The organism is Micromonospora sp. CA-269861 (genome assembly GCF_050948505.1).
In the GTDB taxonomy this organism is placed as follows: Bacteria; Actinomycetota; Actinomycetes; order Mycobacteriales; family Micromonosporaceae; genus Micromonospora.
In genome coordinates this window covers 5,029,097-5,043,608 of the sequence record NZ_CP192014.1, presented here as the reverse complement: position 1 = coordinate 5,043,608, position 14,512 = coordinate 5,029,097, and the positions used below count along the sequence as shown (strand labels likewise).

Genomic DNA, 14,512 nt, shown 5'->3' with positions numbered 1-14,512 from the left:
CGGCGGTCGCTGTCGTGCCCGGGGCGGTGTGCCCGAGGTGGTGGGGCGGAAACCCCGGAGGTAGCGGGGCAGGGCCGGTGCGTACCGGCCCTGCCCGACGTCGTGCCCCGGCTGGGCTCAGCCCTCGCCGCTCGTGCCGGTGTGCGCGGTGACCCCGGCCTCGGCGCGCTGCGCGGTGGCCGGATCCTTCCAGACGTGGACCCGCTGGGGGGGCGCTGCTCCAGCCCTCGCAGCCCGACCGTCGCGCCCAGCGCCTCCGCGTACACCTGGTCGGCGTCCAGACGGCGCAGCTCCTCGGCCAGCTCGTCGCCGAGCGGGCGGCGGACCAGCGGCAGGGCCCGGTCGTCCTGGCCGGTGCGCCGGAACACGGCCATGCTGTCCTCGCGGGTCAGCGTCAGCTGGTCGCCGTTGGCGCAGCTGAGCTGCACCTCCCGCATCCGGGGGAACTCGTCGCTGTCCACCCGGCGTGGGGTGATGCCGAGCCGGCTGGACAGCCAACCGGCCATCAGCGCCGCCGTCGGATCGGTTGCCGGCGCGACGATTGTCGCCTCGGTGACCTGGGCGCTGGTGGTGTCGAACGCCCCGGCGACCAGGGTGCGCCACGGGGTGATCCGGGTCCACGCCAGGTCGGTGTCGCCCGGGGCGTAGTCCCGGGCACGCTGCCGCAGCGCCTCCACCGGGTCGGCCGCCTGCGCGGAGTCGGTGATCCTCCGGTCGGCCACCACCCCGAGGAAGTCGGTGGCGATCTCCGCCGGCGGCTCGCCGTGCCACCAGGTGACCACCGGCACGTCGGGAACGAGCAGCGGCATCACTACCGACTCGGCGTGCAGGGCCAGCCGGCCGTACATCCGGGTGACCACCGCCTCGCACGGGCCGAGTCGGCCACCGACGACGATCTCCGCGTCCAGTCGGTTACGGTCCCGCTCGATCTCCGAGCGCACCACCACCACGAGCCGGCACGGGTGCGCGGCGGCGGCGATCGTCGCCGCGGCCTCCGCCTCCCGGACCCGCTTCTCGTCCACGACCACGATGAGGGTGAGCGCCATACCGCTGGCCACCCCGCCGGCGCTGCGCCGCTCGGCGGCGAGCGCCTTGACCACCTCGTTGCCGGTGGTGTCCCACAGCCCGATCATGCTCGTCTCCAGGCGCGACCCTCGCGGGCCAGCATCTCGTCGGAGGCCCGTGGGCCCCACTCGCCGGCCCGGTACGGCTCCGGGGTGGTGCCCTCCCAGGCGTGCTCCAGCGGGTCGATCACCTGCCAGCTCTGCTCGACCTCTGCCGCGTCCGGGAACAGGGTGCGATCGCCGATCAGCACGTCCAGCACCAGACGCTCGTACGCCTCGGGGCTGGACTCGGTGAACGCCTCGCCGTACTGGAAGTCCATCGCGATGTCGCGGACCTCCATGGTCGTGCCCGGCACCTTCGAGCCGAACTTGAGCACCACACCCTCGTCCGGCTGCACCCGGATAACCAGCTGGTTGTTGCCCAGCGACTCCATGTCGGCGTCGTTGAACGGCAGGTGCGGCGCCTTCTTGAACATGATGGCGACCTCGGTGACCCGCCGGGGCAGCCGCTTGCCCGCCCGGATGTAGAACGGGACCTCCGCCCAGCGGCGGTTCTGGATGCCCAGCCGCACCGCCACGTACGTCTCGGTGGTCGAGTCGGTGGGGACGTCCCGCTCGTCCAGGTAACCGACAGCGCGTTCGCCGCCGACCCAGCCGGGCAGGTACTGGCCGCGGACGGTGTCCCGGGCGACGTCCTTGGGCAGGGTGATGGCCTTGAGCACCTTCAGCTTCTCGGCCCGGATCTCGTCGGCGTCGAAGCTGGTCGGCTCCTCCATCGCCACCAGGGCGAGGAGTTGCAGGAGGTGGTTCTGCAGGACGTCGCGGGCGGTGCCGACGGTGTCGTAGAAGCCGGCGCGGGTGCCGATGCCGACGTCCTCCGCCATGGTGATCTGCACCGAGTCGACGTACTTGGAGTTCCACAGCGGCTCGAACAGGTTGTTGGCGAACCGCAGGGCGAGGATGTTCTGAACCGTCTCCTTGCCCAGGTAGTGATCGATCCGGAAGACGTCCTGGCTGGTGAACACGTCGTCGACGAGATCGTTGAGCGCCTTCGCCGACGGCAGGTCGTTGCCGAACGGCTTCTCCACCACGACCCGGCGCCAACCGCCGGACTTGTCGTTGTCGGCCATCCCGGTGCGGGCCAGCTGCTTGAGCACGACGGGGAACGCGGCCGGCGGGATGGAGAAGTAGAACGCCGCGTTGCCGGTGATGCCGTGGGTCTGCCGCAGATCGTCGAGCGTCGAGGCGAGGGTGTCGAAGGCGGCGTCGTCGTCGAACGACCCACCGACGAACTTGATGTTGCCGGCGAGCCGCGCCCACACCTCGTCCCGCCACGGGGTGCGGGCGTGCTTGCGGGCAGCCTCGCAGGCCAACGTCTCGAAGTCGCCGTCACCCCAGTCGCGGCGCGCGAAACCGAGCACCACGAAACCCGGCGGCAGCAGCCCCCGGTTGGCCAGGTCGTAGACCGCGGGGAGCAGCTTCTTGCGGGCCAGGTCGCCGGTCACCCCGAAGATCACCAGAGCGCAGGGCTCGGGGATCCGGGGCAACCGGCGGTCCTGGGGGTCGCGCAGCGGGTTCACCGAACCGCCTCCTCGCTCCGCTTCAGTCACGTCGTCCATCCTCACGCCCGCAGATCACCTGCCGCGTCCAGTAGTTGGGCGACACCGGCGGCCCGGTCGGTCAGGTGCAACCGCAGCACCGGCCGCTCCCGACCGGCGAGGGCCTGCCGGTCCCCGGCGGCCTGCGCCGCCTGCAGCTCACCGAAGGTGTACGGCTTGCCCGGCACCGCCAGGTCCTCGGCGACAGCGCCGGTGACCTGGAGGTAGCTGCCCACCTGCGGACCGCCCTTGTGGTACTGGCCGGTGGAGTGCAGGAACCGGGGACCCCAGCCGAAGGTGACCGGCCGCCCGCCCGCCTGGGCCAGCAGCGACCGCAGCCGGGCCGTGTCGGCGTCGGCGAACCGGTCGAGGTACGCCATCACCGCGAGGTAACCGTCGTCGCCCAGCCCGTCGAGCAGCCAGCGCAGCACCCCGGCCAGGTCCCCGGGGGCGCCCTGCGGGGCGTACACCTCGATCGCGCCCTCGGTGAACGACGGCGTCTCCGCCGGCAGGCCCGAGGCCAGGATCTTGTTGGTGTTCTCCTTGGACTCGGTGACGTTCGGCTGGTTGAACGGGTCGATGCCGAGCACCACGCCGGCCACCGCGGTGGCGTACTCCCAGGCCAGGAACTGTGCGCCCAGCGGGCCGTTGACCGCCACGTCCGGGGCGGCGCCGCCGCCCGGCATGTCACCGGGGGCCAGCGCGCCGCCGTAACTGACGGTCAGCACGTCCGCGCCGGTGGCACCGGGGCTCTGCGGGGACTCCACGACCACCGGGAGGATGCCCACCCCGGCCTTGCCTGTCGACTCGGCGATCAGCTGCTCGGCCCAGTCGCCGAGCCCGTCGATGCCGGTGCCGTCGGAGATCAGCGCGACCTTGTCCCGGGCCAGCGTGGCCGCGGCGCCCAGGGCGGCACCCAACGCCAGCGCCGGGTTGTTCTGGTCCGCGCCGAGCGATGTGGCAAGCGCGTCGGCCTGGTCGAGCAGCTCCGCGACCTCGACCCCGGCCAGCGCCGAGGGCACCAGACCGAACGCGGTGAGCGCCGAGTACCGGCCGCCGACGTTCGGGTCGGCGAGCACTGTGAACGCGCCCATCTCGGCCGCGGTGGCCTCCAGCGGCGAACCCGGGTCGGTGACGATGACGAAGTGCCGGCCGGCCTCCGCCTCGGTCATCCCGGCGTCCAGGAACGCCTGCCAGTACGCGCGCCGGTGGCTGTCGGTCTCCACCGTCGACCCGGACTTGCTGGCCACCACCACGACGGTGCGCTCCAGCCGGTCACCGAGCGCCGCCCGGACCTGGCCCGGGTCGGTGGTGTCCAGCACGGTCAGCGGGCGACCCAGCGTCCGGGTGATCACCTCGGGCGCGAGCGACGAGCCGCCCATGCCGGCGAGCACCACGTGATCCAGGTCGGCCAGCTCCGCGGTCAGCTCGGCCAACTGCACGAGCAGCTCACGGCTGCGCCGGTGGGTGTCCACCCAGCCCAGCCGGATCTTCGCCTCGGCCTCGGCGTCCGGACCCCACAGGCTCGCGTCCTTGCCCGCCAGCTTGCCCGGGACGCCGGCCTTGACCAGCGCGTCCCGGGTCGAGGCGGGCGCGGCCTTGTCGACCGCGTCCGCGCCGTACACGGCGAGCCCGGCGGCTGCCTCCACCGGCCCAGCGAGTAGGTCACTCATGCCGTCACTCCGCTTCGCTGCACTGCTGCGCCGAGATTGCTGATTCGCCCGCTCATGCGCCACCGGCCTTCTCGGCGTTCTTGGCGTTGCCCTTGGCCGCCTTGTTCGGAGCGCCTGTGCCCTTCGCCGCCGCCTCCAGGGACTTGCGGACCCCGTCGAGCAGCTCCTGCCAGCTGGCCTCGAACTTCTCCACGCCCTCGCGCTCCAGGGTGACGATCACGTCGTCCATGTCCACCCCGACCGACTCCAGGTCGGCGAAGACCTTCCGGGCCGCGTCGTAGGCGCCGGTGATGGTGTCGCCGCGGGTCTCGCCGTGATCGGCGTACGCGTGGATGACCGACTCCGGCATGGTGTTGACAGTGCCGGGCGCGATCAGCTCCTCGACGTAGATGACGTCCCGGTAGTCCGGGTTCTTCGTCGAGGTGGACGCCCACAGCGGCCGCTGCGGGTGCGCGCCGGCGGCGGCGAGCGCCTTCCAGCGGTCGGAGGAGAACACCTCGGAGTAGCGCTCGTACGCCAGCTGCGCGTTGGCGATGGCGGCCTTGCCCTTGAGAGCCTTGGCCTGGTCGGAGCCGACCTTCTCCAGCCTCTTGTCGACCTCGGAGTCGACCCGGGAGACGAAGAACGACGCCACCGAGCCGATCTTCGACAGGTCGTGGCCGTTGGCCTTGGCCTGCTCCAGACCGGCGAGGAACGCCTCCATGACCGCCGAGTAGCGATCCAGACCGAAGATCAGCGTCACGTTGACGCTGATCCCCTCGGCCAGCGTGTCGGTGATCGCCGACAGGCCCTCCTCGGTGGCCGGGATCTTGATGTAGAGGTTGGGGCGGTCCACCAGCCACCACAGGGCCTTGGCCTCGGCCACCGTCCGGTCGCTGTTGTGCGCCACCCGGGGGTCCACCTCGATGGAGACCCGACCGTCGACACCGTCGCTGCCGTCGTACGACGGGCGCATCACGTCGCAGGCCCACCGCACGTCGTACGTGGTGAGCATGCGCACCGACTCCTCGACCTCGACGCCACGGGTGGCGAGGTCGCGCAGCTGCCAGTTGTACTCGTCGGCGTCGCTCAGGGCCTTGGCGAAGATCGTGGGGTTGGTGGTGACACCGGCCACGTGCTTCTCGCGGCGGAGCTGGTCCAGCCCGCCGGAGCTCAGTCGTACCCGGGAAAGATCGTCGAGCCACACCGCCACGCCTGCGGCGGTGAGCTCACTCAGCCTGTCCGTCATGCCGTCCACGCTCCCTCAGTTGCCGGTCGTGAAACCGGTGATGTCGCCCACCCGGGCCAGCGAGGCGTGTGCCGCCGCCACGATCCGGTCACCGGTGAACCCGAACTGCTCGAAGAGCACGGTGTACGGGGCGCTCGCGCCGTAGTGCTCGATACTGACGCTCTCGCCGAGGTCACCGACGATGCCGCGCCAGGACATCGCGATGCCCGCCTCCACGCTCACCCGTGCCTTTACCCCGCGGGGGAGCACCGATTCCCGGTACGCCTCGTCCTGCTCGTAGAACCATTCCTGGCAGGGCATCGAGACGACCCGCGTCGGGGTGCCGTCGGCCTCCAGCCGCTCCCGGGCGGTCAGGCAGAGCTGCACCTCGGAACCGGTGCCGACGATGATCACCTGGGGCTTGCCGTTGGACGCCTCGGCCAACACGTAGCCACCCTTGGCGACCCCCTCCGCGCCGCCCAGGACGCTCCGGTCCAGGGTCGGGAGGGCCTGGCGGCTCAGCGCCATGGCGGTCGGCCGGTCGGTGTGCTCCAGAGCCTGCCGCCAGGCCCAGGCGGTCTCGTTGGCGTCGGCCGGACGGACCACGTCCAGGCCGGGAATGGCCCGCAGCGCGGTCAGGTGCTCCACCGGCTGGTGGGTCGGGCCGTCCTCTCCGAGGCCGATCGAGTCGTGCGTCCAGACGTAGGTGACCGGCAACTTCATCAGCGCGGCCAGCCGCACCGACGGACGCATGTAGTCGCTGAAGACCAGGAAGGTGCCGCCGTAGGGGCGGGTGCCGCCGTGCAGGGCGATGCCGTTGAGGATCGCGCCCATGGCGTGCTCGCGAATGCCGAAGTGCAGCGTGCGGCCGTACTCGTGGCCGGGGAAGTCCTTGGTGGCGTGGGAGGCCGGGATGAACGACGGTTCGCCCTTCATCGTGGTGTTGTTGCTCTCGGCCAGGTCGGCCGAGCCGCCCCACAGCTCCGGGAGCACCGGCGCGAGCGCCTCCAGCACCTTGCCGGAGGCGGCCCGGGTGGCCACACCCTTGGCGTCCGCGGGGAAGACCGGCAACGCGTCGGTCCAGCCGTCGGGGAGTACGTGGCCGGCCAACCGCTCGTAGAGCGCCACGCGCTCCGGGTTGGACTTCTTCCAGGCGTCGAACGCGGTGGTCCACTCCTGCTCGGCCGCGTCGCCGCGCCCCATCACCGTGCGGGCGTGGCTGAGCACCTCCTCGTCGACCTGGAAGGTCTGCTCGGGGTCGAAGCCGAGGATCCGCTTGGTGGCCTTCACCTCGTCGGCGCCGAGCGCCGAACCGTGGATCTTGCCGGTGTTCTGCTTGTTCGGTGCCGGCCAGCCGATGATGGTGCGCAGCGCGATGAAGGAGGGACGGCCGGTCTCCGCCTTGGCGGCCACCAGCGCCGCGTACAGCGCCTCGGCGTCCTCCTGGTAGTCGCCCTGGTCGGCGTCGCCGCTGCGCCAGTCGACGGTCTGCACGTGCCAGCCGTACGCCTCGTAGCGGGCGGCCACGTCCTCGCTCTTGGCGATCCGGGTGTCGTCCTCGATGGAGATCTCGTTGTCGTCGTAGATCACCGTGAGGTTGCCGAGCTGCTGGTGCCCGGCGAGGGAGCTGGCCTCGTGGCTGATGCCCTCCTCGATGTCACCGTCGGAGACGATGCACCAGATGTCGTGGTCGAAGACGGACGCGCCGAGCTCGGCCTCGGGGTCGAACAGGCCGCGCTCACGGCGGGCCGCCATGGCCATGCCGACCGCGTTGCCCAGACCCTGCCCGAGCGGGCCGGTCGTGGTCTCCACGCCCGGGGTGTGCCCGTGCTCCGGGTGACCCGGCGTCTGCGAGCCCCACTGCCGCAGCGACTTCAGGTCGTCCAGGCTCAGCGGGTAACCGGACAGGAAAAGCTGGATGTAGAGCGTCAGGCTGGAGTGCCCGGCGGAGAGAACGAACCGGTCGCGGCCGGGCCAGTTCGGGTCGGCCGGGTTGTGCCGCATGACGCGGTTGAAGAGGAGGTACGCCGCGGGCGCGAGGCTCATCGCGGTGCCCGGGTGGCCGTTGCCGGATTTCTCTACGGCGTCCATGGCCAGCACGCGGACGGTGTCTACGGCCCGGCGATCGAGGTCGGACCAGTTCAGTGCGGAGTGCTCGGGTCGTTTAACAGCCACGATGGTTGTGCTCCTCGGCAGATGGGCGGAACCCTCACCGATGACCTTATCGAGCGTCCCTAAACGTGCGCCCAGGGATCTGTGCATGGTGTGCGCTACGTGACCATCCGGATGCTCGGTTCAACCCGGTGGTGTGACGGCCCGCACCGTTGTCGGGTCGGCCGGGCAGCCAAAACGACGACGCGTAGTGTGTGGGTCGGTATGCGGACCCGAGTGGTCCCGGCCGATCCGAACTCCCCGTGCCCGATGCCGGAAGGTGGCAATCCGTGAGCATGATCACCGAGCGCCCCGCGAGCAACCCGGCCGGGCAACACCCGGCGCGGGCGGCCGAGGGCCCGGTGGCCCGGCGGGACGTACGCGCGGTTCTCTCCGCGTATGTGGCACTCACCAAGCCGCGGATCGTCGAGTTGCTGCTCGTCACCACCATCCCGGCGATGATGCTCGCCGAGGGCGGGCTGCCGTCGCTGTGGCTGATGGCCGTCGTGCTGATCGGTGGCTCGCTCGCCGCCGGCGCGGCCAGCGTCCTCAACTGCTACATCGACCGCGACATCGACCAGTTGATGCGGCGTACCAAGCGTCGGCCGCTGCCGGCGCACACCGTGTCGCCGCGAAACGCGCTGATCTTCGGTCTGGTGCTGGCGGCGGTGTCGGTCGCCCTGATGGCGGCGTTCACCAATCTGCTCGCCGCCGGGCTGACCCTCGCCGCGATCGCTTACTACGACCTCGTCTACACCCTGTGGCTGAAGCGCTCCACCCCGGCGAACACCTTCTGGGGTGGCGCCTGCGGTGCGGCGCCGGTGCTGATCGGGTGGGCGGCGGTGACCGGCTCGCTGGCGCCGGCCGCCTGGGGGCTCTTCGCGGTGGTCTTCTTCTGGCAGATGCCGCACTTCTACCCGCTCGCCATGAAGTACAAGGACGACTACGCCCGGGCCGGCATCCCGATGCTGCCGGTGGTGGCCTCGATCCGCCGGGTGAACGCCGAGATCCTGATCTTCGCGTGGCTCACCGTGCTCACCTCCCTGGCTGTCTGGCCGCTGGGGCTCAGCGCGATCTACGGCGTGCCGACGCTGGTGGTGGGTGCCATCTTCGTGGTCGAGGCACACCGGCTCTGCCGGCGCGCGACGCGCGGCGAGGCGGTCAAGCCGATGCGGCTGTTCCACTGGTCGACGACGTACCTGACGATCGTCTTCGTGGCCGTCGCGCTCGACGCGCTGATCTGACCCCCGTCCCGGTACGCCCCGGCGCTGCCCGGTGGCTCGGTCGTGGCTCTGTCCGGCGGCGGATGGCACCGATGATCTACTGACTAATGATGTACGTGGATGAGATGTCCGGGTTTAACGTCACATCAGAGTAACTTTCAGCATGAGTCGGATCGGCTCAACTCGGGGTGCTTCGAGGCGGATTTGCCGACGTGCTTTGAGCGCAAAAGTCCTGATATAAACGGACAGCAAACCTGTGGTCATCCTTAAACCTGTAGGTAATTGGCATCACAAAAGCTTCATGGTTCTCGCCCGACGGGGTGCAACTCTGCTTAGGCTTCGCGTCATGGCAGATGGTTCCGATACGACGCTGACGGCCGAGCAGACCGCCGGCGAGCAGGCGCCCCACGGCCTGGTCGCGGGCCTCAAGGCGTTCGCCGCCGGGCACGGCGGCGCGAAGGCGGTCATCGAGTACGTCGGCAAGCGTGGCGCACGGATCGTCCTGGTGGGGTCCGACGGTGAGTGGGGCGACCAGTTCGCCGACGACACCGTCACCGCCCGGGAGGCGTGCGCCAAGGCGGGAGTCACCGTCGAGAACGCCTGGGAGCGTGAACTAATGGACCAGATGCGTCCGAGCAACGACCTCTGGCGGTCGATGGCCCGGCGCACGATGGCCCGCTGAATAAAGAGCTGAATTGACCACACACCACCAGTCGACCCGGGGGGAACCCCGGGTCGCTCTCGTTACCTGCGCCGACCTGGCCGACCTCGACCCGGACGACCGGCTGGTCCTCGCCCCGCTTGCGGCCCGCGGGGTCGCCGTCCACAGCGTCAGCTGGGACGACCCCGACGTCGACTGGTCGTCCTACGACCTGGTCGTGCTCCGCTCACCCTGGGACTACGCGCTACGCATCGACGAGTTCGTGGCCTGGGCGGCCACCGTTCCCGCGCTGGCCAACCCGGCCGACGTGGTCCGCTGGAACACCGACAAGCGCTACCTCGCCGAGCTGAGCGCCGCCGGGGTGCCGACCGTGCCGACGTCGTGGATCGAGCCGGGGGAGAGCTGGCAGCCGCCCGCCGAGGCCGGCGAGTACGTGCTCAAGCCCTCGGTCAGCGCCGGCAGCCAGGACACCGGCCGGTACGACCTGGCCGACCCGGAGCATCGGGACCTGGCCGCCGCGCACGTTCGCCGGCTCTCCGAGGCCGGCCGGGTGACCATGCTCCAGCCGTACCTGCGTGCCGTCGACACCGAGGGCGAGACGGCACTGCTCTTCCTGGCCGGCCCCGAGGGGCTCACGTTCAGCCACGCGATCCGCAAGGGTCCGATGCTGACCGGGCCGGACCTCGGCCCGGACGGGCTCTACAAGACCGAAGAGATCACCGCCCGCACCGCCCGACCCGAACAGCTGGCAGTGGCCGAACGGACCCTCGCGGCGGTGCCCGGTGGCACCCGACAGCTGCTCTACGCCCGGGTCGACCTGATCCCCGGCCCCGGCGGCGAGCCGGTCCTGGTCGAGCTGGAGCTGACCGAGCCGTCGCTCTTCCTCGGGTACGCGGACGGAGCCCCCGACCGCTTCGCCACCGCGATCACCACCCACCTGACCCACAACCGCTGACCCCGTCATCCCCCGCGGAGTCCGGATCTTGCGGGCCGTGGGGAACGTCGCGCGCCGGCAAGATCGCGCAAGATCCAGGATGTAGTGGTATCGGCGTGCCGGTGATGCCACTACAACCAGGATCGAGCATGACCGTGGCGGCCGTGGGCCGTGCACACCGCGCGCTTGGCCTCTCGGGGGCGTTCGTCGTCAAGATCCGCGCAACATCAGGGATGTTGCTGTCGCTGGCGTGTCGGAGGCAGCAACATCGCGGAAGTTGCCTAGATCTTGGCGCGGGGCGCGGGGCGCGGGGCGCGGGGCGCGGGGCGCGGGGCGCGGGGCGCGGGGCGCGGGGCGCGGGGCGCGGGGCGCGGGGCGCGGGGCGCGGGGCGCGGGGCGCGGGGCGCGGGGCGCGGGGCGCGGGGCGCCGGGCGCCGGGCGCCGGGCGCCGGGCGACCGAGGCGACCGAGGCGACCGAGGCGACCGAGGCGACCGAGGCGACCGAGGCGACCGAGGCGACCGAGGCGACCGAGGCGACCGAGGCGACCGAGGCGACCGAGGCGACCGAGGCGGCCGGGCGACCAGGGCGGCCAGCGCGACCAGTGCGACGGTGGCGGCAGGGCGGCGGCCATGGCCGCAACGCGGCCAAGCGGTCAGGCGGTGACTGGTACCGGGGTGGCGGTGTCGGTCGGGGTGGCCTGGGTTGCCGGCGCGACCGGGCGGCGTTCCCGGGTGGACCACTGCACCGACAGGGTGGCCAGCAGCACCAGGCAGGAACCGAACATGTGCGCGCCGACCAGGAGCGCCGGTACGTGGGTGAAGTACTGCACGAAGCCGATCACGCCCTGCCCCAACTCGACGGCGAGCAGGATGATCGCGGCGCGGGTGGCCCGCTGGGCACCGACGGCGCGGAACGCGAAGATGAGCGCCACCGAGAGGCCGACGAGCAGGAAGACCGCGTCGGCGTGCACCTGCGAGATCGTTTCCGGGTCGAGGCCGTTGCGGGCGGCGCCGTGGTCGCCGGCGTGTGGGCCGCTGCCGGTGACCCAGGTGCCGATGACCAGCACCGCGACGCTGACGCCGGTGGTGATCCGGGCCAGCGCGCGTAGCGGTGTGGGCACCACGGGCAGGACCGGGCCGTCGGGGTCGACGATGCGCCGCCAGAGGGCGTACGCGGCGGCGATCACCGCCATCGAGGCGAGGAAGTGTAGGCCGACCACCCACGGGTTGAGGTTGGTCAGCACGGTGATGCCGCCGATCACCGCCTGGGCGGGAATGCCCAGGAACACCGCCACGGCCAGCGCGAGGAGCCCGGGTCGGCGGGGCCTGTGGGCCAGCACGGCCAGCACGGTGGCCAGGGCGATCAGACCCACCGCGAAGGTCAGCATCCGGTTGCTGAACTCGATCACCCCGTACACGCCCATCTCGGGCGTGGTGACGTAGGAATCGTCGGTGCACCGGGGCCAGGTGGGGCAGCCGAGGCCCGAGGCGGTCAACCGGACGGCCCCGCCGGTGACGACGATGCCCACGTTCGCGATGATCGAGGCGAGCGCGAGGCGGCGCAGCAGGATGCCGGAGACCGGACGGACGATTCGGTTCACGGCGCAAATCCTACGCACCGTAGTGATCGAGGTTCGTCCGACTCCGTCGGCTCGGTGGTTCGGATCACCGGGGCCCGGGTTTGCGACCCTCCGGGTAATTACGTAACGTTGGCGTTGTGAAAAACGCGGCGGCGCTCTCCGGGCACCAACCGACGGCCGTACCGGCCCTCGGTGCGCCCGCGTCCGCGCCCGCCGTGACCACGTCGGCCGGTCTCGCCGGGCCGGCGGCGGCCGAGATCTCCACCCGGGATCGGGTCACCCAGTTGCTGCTGGAGCAGGGTGCCACCACCGCCGCGCAGCTTGGCGCGGCGCTCGGGCTCAGCCCGGCGGCGATCCGCCGGCACCTGGACGCGATGCTCGCGGACGGTGACGTCTTCGCCCGCGAGCAGACCGTGCAGGGCAGTCGCGGTCGGGGGCGCCCGGCCAAGGTGTTCCTGCTGACCGAGGCCGCCCGGGTCCGCTGTGGCACACACCACTACGACAACATGGCCACCGCCGCGCTGCGGTGGATCGCCCGCAGCGGCGGCTCGGGCGCGGTCGAGGCGTTCGCCACCGAGCAGGTGTCCGCTCTCGAGTCCCGTTGTCGGGCGGCCATGGAGGACGCCGGCGACGACCCTCTCGCCCGAGCCGAGGCACTCGCCGCAGCGCTCACGGCCGAGGGTTACGCTGCCAATGCGACCACGATCGCTTCCGGCGGCCAGCTCTGTCAGCACCACTGCCCGGTGGCGCACGTGGCCGCCGAGTTTCCCCAGCTGTGCGAGGCCGAGACCGCGGTTATCTCCCGTCTGGTCGGCACCCACGTGCAGCGTCTGGCCACCATCGCGCACGGCGACGGGGTGTGCACCACGCACATCCCGACCCAGCCGGGCCGCGCTCAATCCGGTAATCCCGTAACCACTGTGAGGACAGATAGATGACCGAGCAGATCGTCCAGCCCCTGACCCAGGAAGAGCAGCTCGCCGCCCTGGGCCGGTACGAGTACGGCTGGTCCGACCCGGACGCCGCCGGGGCGGTTGCCCAGCGCGGCATCAACGAGGCGGTGGTGCGGGACATCTCGGCCAAGAAGAACGAGCCGGCGTGGATGCTCGACCTGCGGTTGAAGGGCCTGCGGCTGTTCGGCCGTAAGCCGATGCCGGCCTGGGGCGCGGACCTCACCGGGATCGACTTCGACAACATCAAGTACTTCGTGCGGTCGACCGAGAAGCAGGCCACCAGCTGGGAGGACCTGCCCGAGGACATCAAGAACACCTACGACCGGCTGGGCATCCCGGAGGCGGAGAAGCAGCGGCTGGTCGCCGGTGTCGCGGCGCAGTACGAGTCGGAGGTCGTCTACCACAAGATTCGTGAGGATCTTGAGGAGCAGGGTGTCCTCTTCCTGGACACCGACACGGCGCTGCGCGAGCACGAGGACGTCTTCAAGGAGTACTTCGGCACGGTGATCCCGGTCGGCGACAACAAGTTCGCCGCCCTGAACACCTCCGTGTGGTCCGGTGGCTCGTTCATCTACGTGCCGAAGGGCGTGCAGGTCGAGATCCCGCTGCAGGCCTACTTCCGGATCAACACGGAGAACATGGGCCAGTTCGAGCGGACGCTGATCATCGTCGACGAGGGTGCGTACGTGCACTACGTCGAGGGCTGCACCGCGCCGCTCTACTCCTCCGACTCGCTGCACAGCGCGGTCGTGGAGATCATCGTCAAGAAGAACGCGCGTTGCCGCTACACGACCATCCAGAACTGGTCGAACAATGTCTACAACCTGGTCACCAAGCGCGCCGTCTGCCACGAGGGCGCGACCATGGAGTGGGTCGACGGCAACATCGGCTCCAAGGTGACCATGAAGTACCCGGCGGTCTACATGACCGGCGAGCACGCCAAGGGTGAGGTGCTCTCGGTGGCGATGGCCGGCGAGGGCCAGCACCAGGACGCCGGCGCCAAGATGGTCCACGCCGCGCCGCACACCTCCTCGACCATCGTGTCGAAGTCGATCGCCCGTGGCGGCGGCCGCACCTCGTACCGGGGTCTGGTGCAGGTGCTGGAGGGTTCGCACCACAGCCGCAGCACTGTCAAGTGCGACGCGCTGCTTGTCGACACCATCTCCCGCTCGGACACCTACCCGTACGTCGACATCCGCGAGGACGACGTGTCGATGGGGCACGAGGCGACCGTCTCCAAGATCAGCGACGACCAGCTCTTCTACCTGATGAGCCGGGGTCTGAGCGAGGACGAGGCGATGGCCATGATCGTGCGCGGCTTCATCGAGCCGATCGCCAAGGAGCTTCCGATGGAGTACGCCCTGGAGCTCAACCGCCTGATCGAGCTTCAGATGGAGGGTGCGGTCGGCTGACGCCGCCGCACCCCGTGGCGGGCCGGAACCTCGGCCCGTCACACCCGGCCCCAACT

At 70.8% G+C, this 14,512-nt stretch carries 10 protein-coding genes and 1 pseudogene; 5 read left to right on the top strand and 6 right to left on the bottom strand.

What is annotated here, in order from left to right; all coding sequences use genetic code 11:
• Nucleotides 1-117: 117 nt before the first annotated feature.
• From ACQP0U_RS22955 to tkt, 5 genes and pseudogenes are all read right to left on the bottom strand, one after another.
• A pseudogene (locus ACQP0U_RS22955) lies at nucleotides 118-1,133 on the bottom strand (glucose-6-phosphate dehydrogenase assembly protein OpcA).
• Nucleotides 1,130-2,683: a glucose-6-phosphate dehydrogenase gene (gene zwf, locus ACQP0U_RS22950; RefSeq protein ID WP_433310555.1), complete on the bottom strand. Its 1,554-nt coding sequence runs from the start codon at nucleotides 2,681-2,683 to the stop codon at nucleotides 1,130-1,132. Before zwf ends, ACQP0U_RS22955 begins: the two are co-directional and overlap by 4 nt.
• Before the next feature lie 2 nt (nucleotides 2,684-2,685).
• Nucleotides 2,686-4,335, bottom strand: a complete 1,650-nt coding sequence (locus tag ACQP0U_RS22945; RefSeq protein WP_433310552.1) for a glucose-6-phosphate isomerase — start codon at nucleotides 4,333-4,335, stop codon at nucleotides 2,686-2,688.
• Nucleotides 4,336-4,387: 52 nt separating this feature from the next.
• Complete coding sequence (gene tal / locus ACQP0U_RS22940) at nucleotides 4,388-5,563, bottom strand: transaldolase (protein WP_433310549.1); 1,176 nt, start codon at nucleotides 5,561-5,563, stop codon at nucleotides 4,388-4,390.
• A gap of 15 nt (nucleotides 5,564-5,578) precedes the next feature.
• Nucleotides 5,579-7,717 carry a transketolase gene (tkt, locus tag ACQP0U_RS22935; RefSeq protein ID WP_433310547.1) on the bottom strand — a complete coding sequence of 713 codons (2,139 nt, stop codon included), beginning with the start codon at nucleotides 7,715-7,717 and terminating at the stop codon, nucleotides 5,579-5,581.
• 266 nt (nucleotides 7,718-7,983) lie between these two features.
• Here tkt and ACQP0U_RS22930 point away from each other — a divergent pair, with 266 nt between their 5' ends.
• The 3 genes from ACQP0U_RS22930 to ACQP0U_RS22920 all read left to right on the top strand — a co-directional run bounded on the left by ACQP0U_RS22930 (nucleotide 7,984) and on the right by ACQP0U_RS22920 (nucleotide 10,532).
• Nucleotides 7,984-8,937, top strand: coding sequence for a heme o synthase (locus ACQP0U_RS22930; RefSeq protein ID WP_433310544.1), 954 nt, complete (start codon nucleotides 7,984-7,986; stop codon nucleotides 8,935-8,937).
• A gap of 325 nt (nucleotides 8,938-9,262) precedes the next feature.
• Complete coding sequence (locus ACQP0U_RS22925; protein WP_030491570.1) at nucleotides 9,263-9,598, top strand: hypothetical protein; 336 nt, start codon at nucleotides 9,263-9,265, stop codon at nucleotides 9,596-9,598.
• A 13-nt stretch (nucleotides 9,599-9,611) separates the two neighbouring features.
• Nucleotides 9,612-10,532 carry an ATP-grasp domain-containing protein gene (locus tag ACQP0U_RS22920; RefSeq protein WP_433310541.1) on the top strand — a complete coding sequence of 307 codons (921 nt, stop codon included), beginning with the start codon at nucleotides 9,612-9,614 and terminating at the stop codon, nucleotides 10,530-10,532.
• Nucleotides 10,533-11,164: 632 nt separating this feature from the next.
• Here the strand turns inward: ACQP0U_RS22920 and ACQP0U_RS22915 are convergent.
• The gene (locus tag ACQP0U_RS22915; protein ID WP_433310539.1) at nucleotides 11,165-12,130 is read right to left on the bottom strand and encodes a COX15/CtaA family protein; all 966 of its coding nucleotides are present in this window, start codon (nucleotides 12,128-12,130) and stop codon (nucleotides 11,165-11,167) included.
• 98 nt (nucleotides 12,131-12,228) lie between these two features.
• Between ACQP0U_RS22915 and ACQP0U_RS22910 the strand changes: the two genes are divergently transcribed.
• Together ACQP0U_RS22910 and sufB are read left to right on the top strand one after the other, a co-directional pair.
• The gene (locus ACQP0U_RS22910; protein WP_433310536.1) at nucleotides 12,229-13,029 is read left to right on the top strand and encodes a helix-turn-helix transcriptional regulator; all 801 of its coding nucleotides are present in this window, start codon (nucleotides 12,229-12,231) and stop codon (nucleotides 13,027-13,029) included.
• Entirely contained in the window at nucleotides 13,026-14,456 is a 1,431-nt protein-coding gene (gene sufB, locus ACQP0U_RS22905; RefSeq protein WP_091403689.1) for a Fe-S cluster assembly protein SufB, read from the top strand. The genes ACQP0U_RS22910 and sufB overlap by 4 nt, the downstream gene beginning before the upstream one ends.
• The last annotated feature ends 56 nt before the right edge of the window (nucleotides 14,457-14,512 follow it).